Raw genomic sequence first — 18,070 nt, forward strand, 5'->3', positions numbered from 1 at the left:
GTGAGATCGGACATTTGTGTCAATTCATGCGCATGCGCGTACCGAAACATCTTGAACCGGTACAAACGCACGACGCAGCCATGCCTTTGATGTCGCACGCTCGATACCCAATTTGGCCAATGTCGGCGCAAAGGCATCAGGCCGCATTTTCCAAAGACCGACCCCGATTTCTTCGCGCCCTTCCCCCGCTCGACCAATCACATCCGGTGACAGTCCCATAAGACGATAAATACGTTCCATGCGTGGATCAAACACACCCACAAAATGATCTAACTTGAATCCATCCATAACCTCGCCCGCCCCCAGAGTTAGGGCTGCAGTTACTTTTCGCTCAGCCCCTGGAGCCAAACAAAACCGTGTGCATTCCCAAATCAACGGGCTCTCGATACGGACGCCATCTGTCAGGTGAGAGAAGTGATCGTTGACCATTGTGCTGCCAGTGGTCGGCAAAAACCGCATCGATCCACCGTGGCTGCCATCTGCGTTTTCCCAAATCACATAAAGAGGATTGAGATCATCATATTCGTCCCGTTCGTGGCCCATCGCATTTACGGTCACGGCCCAACCCAGGCGGTTCTTAAATTGATCCGCACGATCCTTGAACATCGTGTCGCGCAGATGAGGAAAATGATGAAGTGAATCGCCGTAAATGTAACGCAACATGGGTTTGCTCCTGTGACCGTTCGTTGGTCTGAAGCTATGCTGCGCAGGTAACCGGTTGCTAAGTACAGCGCACGGGCGACCTATCAAGTGATGTTTGCTGCGCACGGCAACCTATGGATTCGTGCAACAGTAAACAGGCCGATGCGGTGCTGATCGGTGCTGGGTTAGACGATAATCACGCCCGTCGACAATGCACGTGCTACGGCATGTGTCGTATTTAGTGCTCCAAGTTTGTGTCGCGCGGCTTCGATATAGACGCGCAGCGTATGCTCAGAAATCCCCATTTCTTGTGCCGCTTGGGCACGGGAGAACCCCTTGGCAAGATAGGATATCGCCATCAGTTCACGCGGCGACAGGCTTGGGGTCGGCAGAGCACTATCCCCAGTCTCAAATTCCAACGCCTTTTTGTTAAACTCATGACCAACGATGATCAGATCACGTCCATGTGCGTCGATGAATGCCTCCCAATCCGCATCACTTGCCGTATTATTAACAGTGAACAACGCAAATTGACCGTGCGGTCCGCGGATCGGAATGGTGTAACCTTGGTTCCCCACTCCGAAGTCGATCGCTTCAACTAAAAACGCTTTAGCCGCCTTTGTGGACCAATCCAGCTGTTTCCAATTCACGGGAGTAAATCGTTGGAAGCACCCAAAAATAACAGGATCCATTCGCAGGTAATCTTTTTCAAGATAGCGATCGACCCACTCGGAGGAGTAGGTGCCTGCGCCAAAGCGTTCACCGACACTATTGACCCAGTGATAAACAACATGTTCAAGCTCAAGCTTATCTCGCAACTCTTCTGTTGCAGCCTGAAAGTGCTCTAATGTGTTAACTTGCGGGATAGCCTCCAGAAAGTTTTCTAACGTCGTTTTCATGCGTACATGCCTGATCTAGCTGCACCTCGGCACCCTTGTTCGCTAGCTCAACGGCAACCACGAGGTAAGCATCAGAAAGCTGATCTGCAGTCGCTGGCATCCCGTTCAGTTCGGCAAAAGTCCGAAGGTCTGTCAGTACATCAAGTATCCAATCGTTGCGCATGTAAAGCCTCATCCGTTGGTGTTTCTGTTGTTATTTCAACTTTAGCATGTGTAGACATGTCTGAAAATTCACGGATTTACCCTCCCCCAAAATAGGGAGGTATAAAATATTAAAGCACTGATACATATAACTATTGGGTAATATTGATAAAAATAATTCAGTCTTATCTGGAATTTCTATTTTGGAGTGTGGTGGCAGGTCAAATTTGAAAGCAACCTAAAGTTGCACAAAGACAACACTCAAAAAAATGCGAAAGGCCCGTGCAAAACACGGACCCTATCAAGATGAAATATGCGCCTTAGCCTTAGGTCACAGGCCTCGCGCTCAAAGCGTCTTCAAAGGTCTTCAAGCCTGCTTTTGGCGATTGAACCAGTACGGCCATATTTCCTGGCTTATGCTCATTGCGACGCATTTTGATATGGGCCAGTGGAATTTCATTCCATGGCAGCACTTCCGACATACAAGGATCAATCAACCCCTCGCACATCAACCGATTGGCCGATGCAGCTTGCTTAAGATGTGCAAAGTGCGACCCTTGAATGCGTTTCTGATGCATCCAGATGTAGCGCACGTCAAAAGTACAGTTGAACCCAGACGTGCCTGCGCAAATCACGATCATACCGCCTTTTTTACAAACGAATGACGAAACCGGAAACGTCGCTTCGCCAGGATGCTCAAACACCATGTCAACATTGTTGCCTTTGCCTGTGATGTCCCAAATGGCTTTGCCGAACCGACGCGCCTCGCCGAACCATGCCGCGTACTCTGGCATGTTCACAGTGGGCAGCTGGCCCCAGCAGTTGAAATCATTGCGATTGATCACGCCCTTTGCGCCGAGCGACATCACAAAATCACGTTTGTCTTCGTCAGAAATCACCCCAATGGCATGGGCGCCAGCCGCTTTGGCCAATTGGATCGCGTAAGACCCAAGTCCACCTGACGCGCCCCAAACCAACACATGTTGTCCCGGTTTGATGTCATGCGGCGCATGACCAAACAACATGCGGTAGGCTGTAGCGAGCGTCAACGTGTAGCACGCGCTTTCTTCCCATGTTAGATGCGTTGGTCGCTTAAGAAGCTGCTGCGCTTGCACACGCGTAAATTGCGCAAAAGACCCGTCAGGTGTCTCATAGCCCCAAATCCGTTGGGTCGGAGAATACATAGGGTCACCACCATTGCATTCTTCATCATCCCCATCGTCTTGATTGCAATGAATCACAACTTCATCGCCAACGCTCCAGTTTTTAACTTTAGATCCCACCTTCCACACGATGCCTGACGCGTCTGACCCTGCAATATGATACTCTGCGCCATGGCTATCGAACGGTGAGACTGGAATGCCGAGGCCGGCCCAAACACCGTTGTAATTCACACCAGCGGCCATCACCAAAACAAGCACCTCATGAGCCTCGATTTCAGGTGTCTCAACAACTTCGACTTGAAAACTTTTGTCAGGCTCACCGTGACGTTCGCGACGGATCGCCCATGCGTACATCGTTGAGGGAACATGGCCCAATGGAGGCATTTCACCAAGTTCGTAAAGATCTTTTTCTAGGGCCTCGTACTGGGTCAACCCGCGCGTTTCATCAAGTGCCATATCGGTTTCCTCTTCATCTCTTCGACCACCAGACAGTGCCGATTGTGACCTCTATCCCAATGGACATCAGGGAAGGGTTGCTCAATGCCGCGATGCAGAATCACAGCCTCTTCAACACAGGGATATGACTCAATAAGTAACTATACAACTATTTTATTATCATTTTTGTAACTTAATAACTCTTTAAATCCAAACAATCGACCATATTTGGTACATGTCATTTTGAAAAACTCCCCCAATAACCACACAAATAACTGTTTATAATAATAAAAAAATGAAACTAGCGATGTAAAATTTTCAATTGTCCTATTGTTGCGATTTATGTACAGTTTTAGAAATATAGTTACCTATCAATGCGAGACATCTCATGACCGACACTCCAAAAGACAGACCTTGGCTGTTCCGCACCTATGCTGGGCACTCAACCGCGATGGCGTCCAACACGCTTTACCGCAACAATTTGTCTAAGGGGCAAACGGGACTTTCTGTCGCTTTCGATCTGCCCACACAGACGGGATATGACAGCGATCATGAACTGGCCAAAGGAGAAGTCGGCAAGGTTGGCGTCCCGATCTCACACCTTGGCGATATGCGAATGTTGTTCAAAGATATCCCTTTGGAACAAATGAACACGTCAATGACGATCAACGCGACAGCCGCATGGCTTTTGTCGCTTTATATAGCCGCGGCAGAAGAACAAGGCGCCGATGTATCTAAGCTGCAAGGCACAGTTCAAAACGACATCGTGAAAGAATACCTATCGCGTGGCACCTATGTGTGCCCACCCCGCCCCTCATTGCGGATGACCACGGACATAGCTGCCTATACGCAAGCCCATATGCCCAAGTGGAATCCGATGAACATCTGCTCATACCATTTGCAAGAAGCTGGAGCCACGCCAGAGCAAGAATTGGCCTTTGCCCTCGCCACAGCCATCGCTGTGCTTGACGACCTTAAGGGCAAAGTTCCCGCCGAGGCCTTTCCGGCGATGGTTGGGCGTATTTCGTTTTTCGTGAACGCAGGCATTCGCTTTGTCACCGAGCTGTGCAAGATGCGCGCCTTTGTCGAATTGTGGGATGAAATCACCCAAACACGTTATGGCATAGAAGACCCGAAATTTCGCCGTTTTAGATATGGCGTTCAGGTCAATTCACTGGGTCTGACCGAGCAACAACCCGAAAACAATGTCTATCGCATTTTGATCGAAATGCTGGCGGTCACCCTGAGTAAAAATGCCCGCGCACGCGCTGTCCAACTGCCCGCTTGGAACGAAGCGCTTGGCCTGCCGCGCCCCTTTGACCAGCAGTGGTCTTTGCGCATGCAGCAAATTCTGGCCTATGAAACCGACTTGTTGGAATATGAGGATCTGTTCGACGGCAACCCTGCGATTGAACGCAAGGTCGCAGCCCTAAAAGACGGCGCACGTGCGGAACTGAACACGTTGGACGGCATGGGCGGCGCAATTGACGCGATCGAATACATGAAATCACGTCTGGTTGAGGCCAATGCCGACCGCATTGGCCATATTGAAACCGGCTCCACCACAGTGGTCGGTGTCAACAAATGGCTTGAAGGAGAACCCTCCCCTTTAACCACAGGCGACGGGTCGATCATGAAATCTGATCCTCATGCAGAGGCCGATCAAATCGAACGTCTCAACGCATGGCGCGAAAATCGCGATGAACCAAAAGTACAAAAGGCGCTCGCCGCATTGCGTGAGGCTGCGCAGTCTGGCGCAAATATCATGCCGCCCTCAATTGCAGCCGCCAAAGCTGGCGCAACAACAGGCGAATGGGGCGATATGGTTCGTGCGGCTTTTGGCCAGTACCGTGGTCCGACAGGTGTATCCATAAGTGCCTCCAATCGCACCGAGGGTTTAGATGACATTCGCGAAGACGTTGCTCGAGCATCCAAATCCTTGGGACGCCAGCTAAAATTTCTTGTCGGCAAGCCCGGCCTTGATGGCCATTCCAACGGTGCCGAACAAATCGCGGCCCGCGCCCGCGATTGCGGTATGGACATCACCTATGAAGGCATTCGGCTGACGCCGCAGGAAATCGTTAACGCCGTCGCTCGTGATGACGCCCATGTTGTTGGTCTGTCAATCCTGTCAGGATCGCACATGCCATTGATGGCTGACCTCATGGTGCAGATGAAAGAAAACGGTTTATCGCACATACCGGTCATCGTTGGCGGTATCATTCCAGAAGCTGATGAAAAAGCGCTTTTGGAAATGGGGGTCGCGCGTGTCTACACCCCCAAAGATTTCGAACTGAACCGTATTATGTTCGACATTGTTGGTTTGGTTGATCCTATTGCCTAACCTGATTTCAAGCGGCGCAAGGTAACCCCTAGCGCGTGGAAATTTCAAAGCTATAGTCAAAGCATTTCCAGACAAAGGGTGCTTTGATGCCGACTCCACATATTTCCGCTGCCAAAGGCGATATCGCCGAAACCGTTTTGCTGCCGGGCGATCCTTATCGCGCCAAATGGGCTGCGGAAACATTCTTGGACAATCCGAAACTGGTCAACGAAGTGCGCGGCATGTTCGGGTTCACAGGCACCTACAAAGGCAACCCTGTCACCATTCACGGGTCCGGCATGGGCATGGCGTCCTTGTCGATTTATGCCAATGAGTTGATCACGGAATATGGTGCGAAAACAATGATCCGCATCGGGTCCTGTGGCGCCATGCAAGAGGCGGTGAACATCCGTGACGTGATCATCGCCATGACCGCGTCGACACTGTCAACACCATCACGCGGTATCTTCAAAGAGATCAATTTCGCCCCCTGCGCCGATTATGGCCTGCTTGAAAAAGCCGTCTTGGCCGCGCGCGACAAAGGCACGACGACCCATGTTGGCAATATCTATTCCTCAGATGTGTTCTATGACGAACGTCCTGATTTGAATGACATCATGATCCGCCACGGGATCTTAGGCGTCGAAATGGAAGCCGCTGAATTGTACAATTTGGCTGCCCGACACAGCGTGCGCGCTTTGGCCGTTTTGACAGTCTCGGATCACCTAATCACACATGAAGCCTTACCCTCATCCGAGCGCGAAAGCTCGTTCGGCGACATGGTCGAAATCGCACTGCAAGCCGCCTTTGCATAACTGTCGCTTGGCTTAGCGGTGACATCATTTAAAATATAGAGGTCGTCCATTGGGCGACCTTTTTCAGTCGATATAAGGATTTTCCAATGACAATGCCAAAACGCAAACTGGGCAACACAGGCCCTGAGGTCAGCGCACTTGGGTTTGGGGCGATGAGCTTTGCAGGGTTCTTTGGACCGGCTGATGACGAGGTCAGCATGGAAACACTGGCAGCCGTTGATGAGGCTGGCATCGACTTTTGGGATACAGCCAATATTTACGGTATGGGACGTTCCGAGACCATTATAGGCCGTTATTTCAAAGAGGTCGGTGCCAAGCGCAATATCACTTTGGCCACAAAAGCCTCCATCGTGCCAGGCCCGCCGCGCAGCATCAACAACGAGCTTGGATACTTGCGCAGTGAACTTGAGGCATCTTTGACACGCCTCAACCGTGATCATGTCGAGCTGTTCTATATCCACCGCCGCGAACAAGAACGCCCAATCGAAGAAGTTGCCGAAAGTATGGGCAAGCTCATTGAAGAAGGTCTGATTGGCGGCTGGGGATTGTCCGAAGTGGCCCCCACAACCATTCGTCGCGCCCATGCCGTGATGCCTGTGCGTGCAGTTCAAAGTGAATATTCGCTTTGGTCGCGTGAACCCGAACTGGGCGTGCTGCAAACCTGTGCGGAATTTGGCGTGGCCTTCGTGCCCTTTTCACCTGTTGGGCGCGGCGTCATCAGCTCGGTTGATTTGGCGCCAAGCACATTTGAGGCTCATGACTTTAGGCGTGTGAACCCACGGTTCATAGAACCCAATTTTTCCGCCAATATGAAACATGTGCGTGCTTTACGTGCTTTTGCAGAGGCGAAAAACATCAGTGTCACGGCTCTCGCGCTTGCATGGACGATGAAGGCCGGCGACATGGTGATCCCCATTCCAGGGACGCGCACAAAAGAGCACCTGCAAGATTGGTTATCAGCCGCGACATTGACCCTAACCAATGAAGACCTTGCCCAGATCGAACAGATCATGCCTGTCGGTTGGGCACACGGTGCGCGTTATGCTGACAATCAAACTGTAGGCGTTGAACGTTTTTGCTGAATGCTTTGATCAAACGCAAAGAGCCGCCAATCGCTTGGCGGCTCTAACTCTACTTCCTGAAAGGCGGGACTAGTTTTGCGCCTCAGCCGCCTTTGCAGCCGCCGTTCGCGCAGCTTTCGCCTCGATACTCTCAGGGGCTGGCACTTTGACTTTTTTGGCAAACATACCTTTGCCCTCAGGCCCGTACCAATCTTCGTTTCGTGTAAAGTACATCGTCGCGGCCAAGGCCACGAAGGCGAGCGTAGCGCCGGCCAACAACGCGAAATCTTCGGATTGCAAAATCAGGTACAGCACACCGTAAAGCACCAAAAGCATCAACGCCAAAACGGCAGTGCGTTTGCCAAGGTTCAACCCGAAATGCCCAAAGAAGGTCAGTAAGGCAATCGTCGCCCCTGCGGAAATACCATAGGCAAAGGCAAAACCGAACTGCTCTGAATAGGCGACCATCAACAAGACAAAGATGGATTGCGCCAAGCCAATAAGCAGATACTGCACTGGGTGCGCGGGACGCTTGGTGCCTTTTTCAATCAGCAATACCGTCAAAAACGTCAAAGCAATAAACAAGATCGCGTATTTGGCGGCGCGGTAGGATTTTTGGTAAAAATCATTGGGTTCTATAAACTCGACCCCAAAGGCCATGTCGCGTCGCAGCGTGCTTGTATAGTTATCACGAGACAATTGCGGCAAGGTACGTGCAAGATGCGGAATAGTCCAACGTGCCGAAAATCCTGCATCAGAGATGTCAGAGCCATCGGGCAAAAATGCGCCGCTGAAACTCGGGCTACCCCAATCCGAAGTCACCGCGACCGATGTTTGACGCCCAACAGGCGCAATCATCAACGATTGTGCGCCATTGAGACCAAGGTGCAAATCATAAGACGTCCCCTCGCGTGGGTCACCGATGTTCGCTGTGATCCCAGCGCGACGCTCTGATGACGCGATGGGTTCAAGGGGGTATTCACTGCCATCAATGGTCAGCACAGCCACCCCACGCAATGCAGCATTGTTGGAAATATCGACCACCATCGCGGCGTCACCCCAAAGAATGACTTCTTCGTTCACAGCCATATCCACGATCAAATCTGTTGGGAAATCAAAGGCAACGGTCATGTCAGCTTGGTACACTGGCACATTGAAAATTCCACGGTGCCGCACTTGGGTTTGGGTCGCAATCTTCACATCAAAGGCGTTTGGATAGACATAGATAGGATCGCGTTTCACCGTGACACGACGCGTGACTTGCTTGAAAATGATCTGACCATTTTCATCCATCTTCACTTCATTTGTGACCGGATCGACAACTTGCTCGGAAGACGTTTGATCAACCGTTTCTTCAACAGGCACAACCAACACAGGCCCCGAGATCACTTGTTCACCGCCCCATTCGCGCCCAACATCGCGCAGGGTATTCTCGGAATAATATTTGCGGCTTTGCACAATTTCCGAAACGAAAAACAAAGGGATAAACATCAAAAGGGTCAATAGACCCACAATCAAAAACCGAATTCCTATAGAGTCGCGCATACCAGTCCTCACCAATTATTTCCGGCACCATGTCCGTGCAGCCTCTTAGGGTCAAGGTACGGAATATCTTGCAGTACATAGACAGGACACGCATAAAAAAAGCCCCGCAATATGCAGGGCTTTTCAAAATCTATGAGTTTTAACAGCCCTAGTGGGTCCGCTCGATCATCATGCCTTTGATAGACGCGATGGCTTTCGCTGGATTCAAACCCTTTGGACAAGTCTTGGAACAGTTCATGATGGTGTGACAACGGTAGAGCTTAAACGGATCTTCCAATTCGTCCAAACGTTCGCCAGTGGCCTCATCGCGGCTGTCGATGATCCAACGGTAAGCATGTAGCAAAGCTGCTGGCCCGAGGTATTTATCACCATTCCACCAGTACGACGGGCAAGATGTGGAACAACAAGCACACATCACACACTCATAAAGGCCATCAAGCTTTTTACGATCATCGATGGATTGACGCCATTCTTTGGCTGGCTTGTTGGTTTTGGTCTCGAGCCAAGGCATGATCGAGGCGTGTTGCGCGTAAAAATGCGTCAGGTCTGGGATCAAGTCTTTCACCACAGGCATATGCGGCAATGGATAGATTTTCACATCCGCTTTGATCTCATCCATGCCGTAAATACAGGCCAGAGTGTTGATGCCGTCGATGTTCATCGCACATGAGCCACAAATGCCTTCGCGGCAAGAGCGGCGGAATGTGAGTGTCGTATCAATTTCATTTTTGATCTTGATCAGCGCATCCAAAACCATCGGACCACATTTGTCCATATCGACAAAATATGTATCCACGCTTGGGTTTTTGCCCGCGTCAGGATTGTAGCGATAGATCTGAAACTTGCGCACATTGGTCGCGCCTTCGGGCTTTGGCCAAGTTTTACCAGTTGTGATCTTTGAGTTCTTCGGCAGAGTTAGTTGTACCATAAGTCTCTCCTATCCGAGCAAGCTGCTCAGTTCCGATTGCGCGATGCACGAGATTGTATCTGGCTGCGTCGCAATCGATGTAACAGTGCTGACTGTGCTGTCATCAACGCCAGTCACGGCCGCCTTGGCAATCTCAACGATTTGGTCTGTTGTGGCGTTCTCCACCACACAATCCACCGCGTCATCGATATCAACGCCAGGCAATTTGTCTGCAATCACAGACTTGATGACGCTTTTGGCTGCCGATTGAGCGGAAGCTTCCACCAAAGCGTCAGTGGACAGACATCCACTGAGCGCAAATGTAAGTGCGATAAGGCCAAGAACGCGCATTAGAATGTCCGCGCTTTTGGGGCGATGGTTTCAAGGCTGATGCCACCGTCTGCTTCTGTGGACAAAGGTGCTTTGACCACTTCGCGGTGCGACAGTTCAACCTTGTTGCCATCGACATGCGACACAGTGTGAACGCGCCACTCTTTGTCATCACGCTTGGGGTAATCCTCATGGGCATGCGCACCACGGGATTCTTTACGCGCTTCCGCGCCGACGATGGTCGCCATTGCGTTTGGCATCAGGTTGGCAAGCTCAAGTGTTTCCATCAGATCAGAGTTCCACACGAGGCTGCGATCGGTCACAGACAGATCACCCATTTTGCCCGCAATAACAGTCATCTTTTCGACGCCCTCTTTCAGCGTCTTGTCTGTGCGGAATACAGCCGCGTCGGCTTGCATGGTTTTTTGCATCTCAAGACGCAATTCAGCAGTTTTGATCGCACCATTCGCATTGCGTAGACCGTCAAAACGGTCAAAGGCTTTGTCGATAGAGGCTTGATTGAGCACTGGATTTGGCGCATCCGCATCAACGGTTTTGCCCGCTCTGATCGCAGCAGCGCGGCCAAAGACCACGAGATCAATCAAAGAGTTTGAACCCAAACGGTTTGCACCGTGAACAGAGGCACAGCCTGCCTCACCCACAGCCATAAGACCCGGCACAACAGCGTTTTGATCTTTTGCAGTCGGGTTAAGCACTTCGCCCCAATAGTTGGTTGGAATGCCGCCCATGTTGTAATGCACCGTTGGCAAAACAGGGATCGGTTCTTTGGTAACATCCACGCCCGCAAAAATTTTCGCAGATTCAGAAATACCAGGAAGACGTTCAGCAAGCGCTTCAGGTGGCAAGTGTGACAGATTGAGGTGAATGTGATCACCTTCGGCACCAACACCGCGACCTTCGCGAATTTCCATCGTCATAGACCGTGACACGTAATCACGTGGGGCAAGGTCTTTATAGGTCGGTGCGTAACGCTCCATGAAGCGTTCGCCTTCGGAGTTGGTCAAATAACCACCTTCGCCGCGCGCACCCTCGGTGATCAAACAGCCTGAACCGTAGATGCCTGTTGGGTGGAACTGAACGAACTCCATATCCTGCAAAGCAAGACCAGCACGCGCAACCATACCGCCGCCGTCACCTGTACAGGTATGTGCAGATGTAGCTGAGAAGTAAGCGCGGCCATAACCACCAGTCGCCAAGACAACCATCTTAGCGTTAAAGATGTGCATGGTACCGTCGTCGAGCTTCCAACATACAACACCCTGACATTGACCGTCTTCAGACATGATCAAATCGATGGCAAAGTATTCGATGTAGAACTCGGCGTTGTTTTTCAAAGACTGACCGTAAAGCGTATGCAAAATCGCGTGGCCAGTACGGTCAGCGGCCGCACAGGTGCGCTGAACGGGCGGGCCTTCGCCGAATTCAGTGGTGTGGCCCCCAAAGGGACGCTGGTAAATCTTGCCTTCTTCGGTGCGCGAGAATGGCACGCCGTAATGCTCAAGCTCGTAAACCGCTTTTGGCGCTTCACGGGCAAGGTATTCCATTGCGTCTGTGTCGCCCAACCAGTCAGACCCTTTGACAGTGTCATACATATGCCACTGCCAGCTGTCTGGACCCATGTTGCCCAAAGAGGCGGCGATACCACCTTGTGCGGCAACAGTGTGCGAACGGGTTGGGAAAACTTTGGTCACACAAGCGGTGCGCAGACCTTGCTCGGCCATGCCGAGGGTCGCACGCAAGCCAGCGCCACCAGCGCCGATCACAACGACGTCGTAGTCGTGTGTTTCATATTCATAAGCTGCTGCCATGGGGTGTGCTCCTTACAGCGCGAGTTTGACGAGGGCGAAAAGGCCAGTGGCCAGAAGCGTGTAGGAAAACGCGCTCACAGCAATCATTGTGAGTTGGCGTTTGGTTCCGCCGACGTAATCTTCCACGGCGACATTTGCTTCGCGCATGAGATGTGGGATGCCGACAATCAATGTCAGCCCTGCAACAATCGCAGGAAACGGACGGCTGTAATACGTGGTTACGTCACCATATGTACCACCCAGCGCGCAGCCGAACGTGAAAACAAAAAGCGGAACAAGAATAGCCAAGCAGATAGAGGCAACCATGCGTTGCCAATGGTGATCGGCTCCGTGGCCACCAGCGCCAAGACCTACAGCGCGTTTACGGTCAGTGATAAATGACATGATGGGCTCTCCTTATACCACAATCGCTGTGATGACGGTCAGGATGGAAGCGCCGATAAACATGCCCCAACCCATTTTTTCGGAAATCGCAACTTCGATGCAATACCCAAAGTCCCAGATCGCGTGGCGCACCATGCCCAGCACGTGGAACCAAAGCGCCCAAGCAGCCGCGAACATTATCAGATCGCCAAACCAGCAGGTCAGCAAATCATTGACCACATCGTAGTATGACGAAGATGTTGCTGCGGCCAAAAGCCACCAAACAACCAACAGCGCCGCCCCGAGCAACGCGATGCCCGTGATGCGGACCATAATGGAAGAAATTGAAGTCATCTGCGGGCGATAATATGGCCCGATCATAAAGGGCGACAGAGGACGATTGCCTCGGTTCACATCAGCCATGGCGTTTTCCTTTTACGAATGATGCTGCGACGTTTCCGGATCGTTGTACCAAATTCTAAGACAGAGTCATCCTTTGTCAGCGCTAACTCAGCATAAAATTCGCCCTATTTCGAACAAAAAGGTCAGATTTCCCGCCTATGTGATCACAAATATTTTGTCGTGATCACAAAATGCGGTCACAAATTTTCTGACTATTATTGTTGGTTTTAGGCAGCCTTGTGCTCAAAAAAACAAAGGGAATCTCGCAAAGTGAAGCGACAATCCAATCCACTTTGATCCATCACATCGGCATAAGCGCCCAATAATCAAGATCCAACAAAACGTCCGAATGGTACTTTCCAGCGTGATCTTTCAACGCGAATTCTGGTGCGCCATCTTTGACAGCAACCAAACGCAAGCGCACGGCCCCTACCCCCGGCGCGTGGGTTGCAGATTTATCCAAGACTTCGGACCACGCCCGCACCGTATCCCCCGCAAAACAAGGGTTGGCATGAGACCCACCATTGATTGCAGCGATCATCTGCGCATTGGCCAGCCCGTTGAACGACAAGGCGCGCGCAATGGAAATCACATGCCCCCCATATATAAGACGTTTACCATCTGCACGGTTGGTCGCATCAAAATGTACCTTCGCGGTGTTCTGCCAAAGCCGCGTGGCCATCATGTGCTCGGCGTCTTCAATCGTCATGCCATCCACATGATCGATTTTTTCGCCGATCTCATAATCTGCAAAACGATGCTCTTCGCCCGCCAGACCAAAATCATAACGCAGAAATTCAAGCCCCTTAGGTAAAACCAACGTGTTTGGATCAACGACGTCACTCAGGTGCGGGATAACCGTCTCGGGCGCAGGCGCATCAAGGTCGCCCTTACGCAGCATCACCCAGCGTACGAATTCCAACACGGTCTCGCCATGCTGATTGAGACCTTTGGTACGCACCCAAACGACACCTGATTTGCCGTTCGAGTTTTGTTTAACACCAATCACTTCGGACACAGATCGCAGGGTATCGCCCGCAAAAACAGGTTTCAAAAACCGCCCCTCAGCATAACCTAAGTTGGCCACAGCATTCAGCGAGATATCAGGCACCGTTTTGCCAAATACCGTATGAAAGGCAATCAAGTCATCCATCGGCGCGGCCGCCAGTCCGCAGTTTTCCGCGAACTCGTCAGATGAATACAACGCGTGACGCGCAGGATAGAGCGCATGATAGAGCGCCCGCTCGCCCCCTGACAAAGTGCGCGGCACAGCGTGCTCGATCACCTGGCCAACTGTGTAATCCTCAAAGAAACGTCCCGAATTGGTCTTCATCTGCATTAACTCCGCATACGAAAGCCCTCGATCAAAGGGCTCCCAGTTTGACGTCGCGGGAATAGTCTCCCTCGGCATCTTTGGTTACAGCTTGGGCACAACGCATGGTCCCATTGGCCGCATCATAGGCATAGGCAGGATCCCCGTAGAGATCCCATCCCTTACTCAAAGCCTCCGACACCTTGTGGCAAAACTCAGAGGTGTCGTCGGCAGTCAAAAGTCGGTAAGCTTTCATAATCGGCTCCTTAGCCCCAAGGTGTCGCGCCAAGCGCCGCATGAATACCCATCACAACAATGGTGACGACAACGGCCATTACAGCTGCGGTGATTTCTTTTTTGGCAGCAACAGGTACATAAGGCGCAGGCACCACACCGCTACGTTTCAACACGATCACGGTCACAACGGCCCAAGCTATCATGCCTCCAAATAACAAGATGTCTTCCAATGCACCGTTCACCAACAGATGCGCTAGCGCCCAGACTTTCACAGCTGTTAATTGCGGGTTCTTAATCTTGGATGTAATCCACGTTTTCGCGCCACTTGAGGCAAACAGATAGAATGCAAACACCATCAACAAATTGTTGATGCCGACCATCGCGGCACTGCGCCCCCAAAATACAGGACCATCAGCACTCCGATATCCGACGACCATCAAGACAATGGCGAGGATCGAAAGAGCAGCCACAATGCCCCTGCCCTTATTGCCTAGTTTTGCCCGTGCATCAGGCGCAAATCTGTTGAATAAATGTGCGCCGCTCCATAGCAGCACACCGAGAATTATAAGGATCATGGCTTACTCCATTGCTGTGATCGCACGCGCCTTATCTAACGTGGCCCGCGCCGTCACAATATGAAGATTTTCCACAATCTTACCATCCACAACCGCGATCCCTTCGCCTTTTGCCTCTGATGCTTCGAATGCTGCGATCTGGCGTTCGGCCAACTTGATCTCGTCGATACTTGGTGCAAAGGCAGCATTGGCCACGGCCAGTTGCGCTGGGTGGATCAAGGTTTTGCCATCAAATCCCATATCACGGCCCTGATCGCATTCAAATGTCAGCCCATCGTCATCTTTAAATGCGTTATACACACCGTCCAGCACCACAAGACCGTAAGCCTTTGCGGCCAAAAGTGCCAAATGTAGCCCGCCCATCATCGGTAATCGGTCGGCCCTAAAGCGTGCGCTCAGCTCTTTCGCCAGATCGTTTGTGCCCATGACAAACCCTGCCATGCGCGGATGTGCGGCAATTTCTCCGGCGTTCAACATGCCAAGCGGCGTTTCCATCATCGCCCAAATTGGCACGTCGGGAATGGCCTGCGCCAACACTTCGACCATGGCGGCACTCTCGACCTTGGGCAGCAAAATTCCGTCAATATCTGTGCCAACAAAGGCGGCAACGTCATCACGGCCCCAAATGGTATCAAACCCGTTCACCCGCACAATTTTGGCACGCGCGCCATAACCGCCCGCTGCGAGGGCTGCCTTTAACATCTGACGTGCAGCCACTTTTTCACTCAGCGCTACGGCGTCTTCGAGATCGAATAGAATAGCATCACAAGCAAGCCCCTTGGCCTTTTCCAATGCGCGTTCTTTGTCCGCTGGAATATAGAGTGCCGAACGATAGGGACGTGCTGATGTATGAACTGCTTCGACCATTGATTCCTCCAATGCGCAATATTGTTGCGCAAGAAGGCATTAAATGGAACCATTACGCAAGCTATAAATTTCCGCAGCGCAGAAAATCCGCGTTTTCTTCACAAAGCAGAAAATCCGCGTTTTCTTCACAAAAATGAATGCACTGTGCATTATAAAGACCATGTGAAAAATAACCTTTGAACTGTTCATAACCTAGCATAGCTGCACACTGTGACATAGTTCGATCAGGCGCGTCACACGCTGCGTTCAATTACATGAGAGCGTCAAATATAAGCTTTCCACCTGTCACCACCAAAAATACATAAGTTATTCCAAAGAATAACTTTTCAGGCATCATTTTATGCAAATATGCGCCCATGAACACACCAGCAACAGCTGCGGGGATCAAAAACAAATCCGCTTTGAACGTCTCTGGTGAAAAAATACCTAAGGCAAAATAAGGAATGAATTTAAGCACATTTATCGCCCAGAAAACGAGCACGCTTGTGGCTTGGAATGTGGTTTTCTCAAGTTTTTGCGACAGCAAATACACCGTAGCAGGTGGCCCCCCTGCATGACTGATAAAACTGGTGAAACCTGCAACGCCCCCCCAGAACATCCCGCCACGCGCGCCCATTTTGACTTTAGGTGTCGGAACCCAACCTCGGGATTTCGCCACTTGATAGATCACAAACCCAATCGCAACGATCCCAATTAAAAATCGAAAGACGTCAGGATTTGCAAATCCATAAAATGCCCCGCCAAGCAAAATTCCGGGAACAGCACCAAGGATCAAGGTCCGCGCAATAGGCCAATCCCATTTGCGCCAATAAACCTTGATTGCGGTAACATCCATGATCATCAGCAGGGGCAACATCAACCCAACGGCTTGGCCCGGCGTTAGAATCAGTGCCAAGAATGGCGTCGCGGCAAAGGAAGCCACGGACCCAAACCCACCTTTTGACATACCTGCGAACACGACTGCGGGTATTGCAAACACGAAAAAATATAGATCCAGATGCATAATGTTTTGGGCCTGTTTGTTTTGATTTTGTGGCACGTTAGGACCATGAAAGCGGCGTGACCAGTAAAAACACCAGCGGCTCTGCACTGCAGCGCACTTGCGCGATGGCACACAAATGATTACCCATGCGGCCAATCTTACCAACTGTCCGGAGACACATTCCATGGCTAGACCAAAGATTGCCCTTATCGGCGCAGGCCAAATCGGTGGCACACTTGCTCACCTTGCAGCCCTCAAAGAACTCGGCGACGTCGTGTTGCTCGACCTCAATGACGGCGCCGCCAAAGGCAAAGCGCTCGACATCGCTGAAGCAGGCCCATCTGAAGGCTTCGACGCTGACATGAGCGGCACATCCGACTACGCTGACATCGCAGGCGCAGACGTTTGCATCGTAACAGCCGGTGTTGCACGCAAGCCAGGCATGTCCCGTGATGACCTTTTGGGCATCAACTTGAAGGTTATGAAAGCTGTAGGCGAAGGCATCAAAGCCCACGCGCCAAACGCGTTCGTTATTTGTATCACCAACCCGCTCGACGCGATGGTTTGGGCTTTGCAAGAATTCTCGGGCCTTCCAACTGAAAAAGTTGTTGGTATGGCAGGTGTTCTCGATTCCGCGCGCTTCCGCCACTTCTTGGCTGAAGAATTCGGTGTGTCCATGAAAGACGTCACAGCCTTTGTTCTTGGCGGCCACGGCGACACAATGGTTCCCTCTGTGCGTTACTCTACAGTTGGCGGCATCCCGCTGCCAGACCTCGTAGACATGGGCTGGACCACACAAGAAAAACTGGATGCAATCGTTCAACGCACACGTGACGGCGGAGCTGAAATCGTTGGCTTGTTGAAAACTGGGTCAGCATTCTACGCACCTGCGACATCTGCAATCGAGATGGCAGAAGCCTACCTCAAAGACCAAAAACGCGTGTTGCCTTGTGCTGCTTACTGCGATGGTCAATTCGGTCTCGATGGCTTCTACGTTGGCGTGCCAACAGTGATCGGCGCTGGCGGTATCGAGCGCGTCATCGACATCAAAATGTCTAAAGAAGAGCAAGTCATGTTCGACAAATCTGTCGACGCGGTCAAAGGCCTCGTGGCAGCTTGTAAAGAAATCGACCCCTCTTTGGCATAAGATGCCGACATTTTAAAACGATAAAAGCCCGCGTGTTATACGCGGGCTTTTTTTGTGCCAACAGCGCATATGCGCAGACCAGCCCCACCAAGCAA

The 18,070-nt window shown here is 51.4% G+C and carries 18 protein-coding genes; 4 read left to right on the top strand and 14 right to left on the bottom strand.

Features of this window, described 5'->3' with window-relative positions; all coding sequences use genetic code 11:
- Positions 1-24 precede the first annotated feature (24 nt).
- From KO503_RS16555 to ccrA, 3 genes are all read right to left on the bottom strand, one after another.
- Positions 25-663: an acyl-homoserine-lactone synthase gene (locus tag KO503_RS16555; RefSeq protein ID WP_215992666.1), complete on the bottom strand. Its 639-nt coding sequence runs from the start codon at positions 661-663 to the stop codon at positions 25-27.
- Positions 664-827: 164 nt separating this feature from the next.
- On the bottom strand, positions 828-1,541 hold the full coding sequence (locus tag KO503_RS16560) for a helix-turn-helix transcriptional regulator (RefSeq protein ID WP_215992667.1): 714 nt from the start codon (positions 1,539-1,541) through the stop codon (positions 828-830).
- Positions 1,542-2,008: 467 nt separating this feature from the next.
- Entirely contained in the window at positions 2,009-3,301 is a 1,293-nt protein-coding gene (ccrA, locus tag KO503_RS16565) for a crotonyl-CoA carboxylase/reductase (protein ID WP_215992668.1), read from the bottom strand.
- A gap of 367 nt (positions 3,302-3,668) precedes the next feature.
- On the opposite strand from ccrA, the gene KO503_RS16570 reads away from it, so the two are divergent.
- From KO503_RS16570 to KO503_RS16580, 3 genes are all read left to right on the top strand, one after another.
- Positions 3,669-5,624 carry a protein meaA gene (locus KO503_RS16570; protein ID WP_215992669.1) on the top strand — a complete coding sequence of 652 codons (1,956 nt, stop codon included), beginning with the start codon at positions 3,669-3,671 and terminating at the stop codon, positions 5,622-5,624.
- A gap of 86 nt (positions 5,625-5,710) precedes the next feature.
- Positions 5,711-6,418 (top strand): purine-nucleoside phosphorylase, encoded by a 708-nt coding sequence (deoD, locus tag KO503_RS16575; protein WP_215992670.1) that lies wholly within the window; start codon positions 5,711-5,713, stop codon positions 6,416-6,418.
- Positions 6,419-6,504: 86 nt separating this feature from the next.
- On the top strand, positions 6,505-7,500 hold the full coding sequence (locus tag KO503_RS16580; RefSeq protein ID WP_354667598.1) for an aldo/keto reductase: 996 nt from the start codon (positions 6,505-6,507) through the stop codon (positions 7,498-7,500).
- A 69-nt stretch (positions 7,501-7,569) separates the two neighbouring features.
- Here KO503_RS16580 and creD read toward each other — a convergent pair whose 3' ends face one another.
- The 11 genes from creD to KO503_RS16635 all read right to left on the bottom strand — a co-directional run bounded on the left by creD (position 7,570) and on the right by KO503_RS16635 (position 16,849).
- Positions 7,570-9,024 carry a cell envelope integrity protein CreD gene (gene creD, locus KO503_RS16585; protein WP_215992671.1) on the bottom strand — a complete coding sequence of 485 codons (1,455 nt, stop codon included), beginning with the start codon at positions 9,022-9,024 and terminating at the stop codon, positions 7,570-7,572.
- A 148-nt stretch (positions 9,025-9,172) separates the two neighbouring features.
- Positions 9,173-9,952: a succinate dehydrogenase iron-sulfur subunit gene (locus tag KO503_RS16590; protein WP_215992672.1), complete on the bottom strand. Its 780-nt coding sequence runs from the start codon at positions 9,950-9,952 to the stop codon at positions 9,173-9,175.
- Positions 9,953-9,961: 9 nt separating this feature from the next.
- Positions 9,962-10,282 carry a hypothetical protein gene (locus tag KO503_RS16595; RefSeq protein ID WP_215992673.1) on the bottom strand — a complete coding sequence of 107 codons (321 nt, stop codon included), beginning with the start codon at positions 10,280-10,282 and terminating at the stop codon, positions 9,962-9,964.
- Complete coding sequence (gene sdhA / locus KO503_RS16600) at positions 10,282-12,090, bottom strand: succinate dehydrogenase flavoprotein subunit (RefSeq protein ID WP_215992674.1); 1,809 nt, start codon at positions 12,088-12,090, stop codon at positions 10,282-10,284. The genes KO503_RS16595 and sdhA overlap by 1 nt, the downstream gene beginning before the upstream one ends.
- Positions 12,091-12,102: 12 nt before the next feature.
- The gene (locus tag KO503_RS16605; protein ID WP_215992675.1) at positions 12,103-12,474 is read right to left on the bottom strand and encodes a succinate dehydrogenase, hydrophobic membrane anchor protein; all 372 of its coding nucleotides are present in this window, start codon (positions 12,472-12,474) and stop codon (positions 12,103-12,105) included.
- 12 nt (positions 12,475-12,486) lie between these two features.
- Entirely contained in the window at positions 12,487-12,876 is a 390-nt protein-coding gene (sdhC, locus tag KO503_RS16610) for a succinate dehydrogenase, cytochrome b556 subunit (RefSeq protein WP_215992676.1), read from the bottom strand.
- 280 nt (positions 12,877-13,156) lie between these two features.
- Positions 13,157-14,194 (bottom strand): MaoC family dehydratase, encoded by a 1,038-nt coding sequence (locus tag KO503_RS16615; protein WP_215992677.1) that lies wholly within the window; start codon positions 14,192-14,194, stop codon positions 13,157-13,159.
- A 25-nt stretch (positions 14,195-14,219) separates the two neighbouring features.
- Positions 14,220-14,423, bottom strand: coding sequence for a DUF1737 domain-containing protein (locus tag KO503_RS16620; protein WP_215992678.1), 204 nt, complete (start codon positions 14,421-14,423; stop codon positions 14,220-14,222).
- Between the two features lie 10 nt (positions 14,424-14,433).
- Positions 14,434-14,979 carry an NnrU family protein gene (locus tag KO503_RS16625; RefSeq protein WP_215992679.1) on the bottom strand — a complete coding sequence of 182 codons (546 nt, stop codon included), beginning with the start codon at positions 14,977-14,979 and terminating at the stop codon, positions 14,434-14,436.
- A 3-nt stretch (positions 14,980-14,982) separates the two neighbouring features.
- Positions 14,983-15,846, bottom strand: coding sequence for an HpcH/HpaI aldolase/citrate lyase family protein (locus KO503_RS16630; protein WP_215992680.1), 864 nt, complete (start codon positions 15,844-15,846; stop codon positions 14,983-14,985).
- A gap of 250 nt (positions 15,847-16,096) precedes the next feature.
- Positions 16,097-16,849, bottom strand: a complete 753-nt coding sequence (locus tag KO503_RS16635; protein ID WP_215992726.1) for a sulfite exporter TauE/SafE family protein — start codon at positions 16,847-16,849, stop codon at positions 16,097-16,099.
- Positions 16,850-17,012: 163 nt separating this feature from the next.
- Between KO503_RS16635 and mdh the strand changes: the two genes are divergently transcribed.
- The gene (gene mdh, locus KO503_RS16640; protein ID WP_215992681.1) at positions 17,013-17,975 is read left to right on the top strand and encodes a malate dehydrogenase; all 963 of its coding nucleotides are present in this window, start codon (positions 17,013-17,015) and stop codon (positions 17,973-17,975) included.
- The last annotated feature ends 95 nt before the right edge of the window (positions 17,976-18,070 follow it).

The sequence above is a fragment of the Pacificibacter marinus genome, from assembly GCF_018860505.1.
GTDB classification, from domain to species: Bacteria; Pseudomonadota; Alphaproteobacteria; order Rhodobacterales; family Rhodobacteraceae; genus Celeribacter; species Celeribacter marinus_B.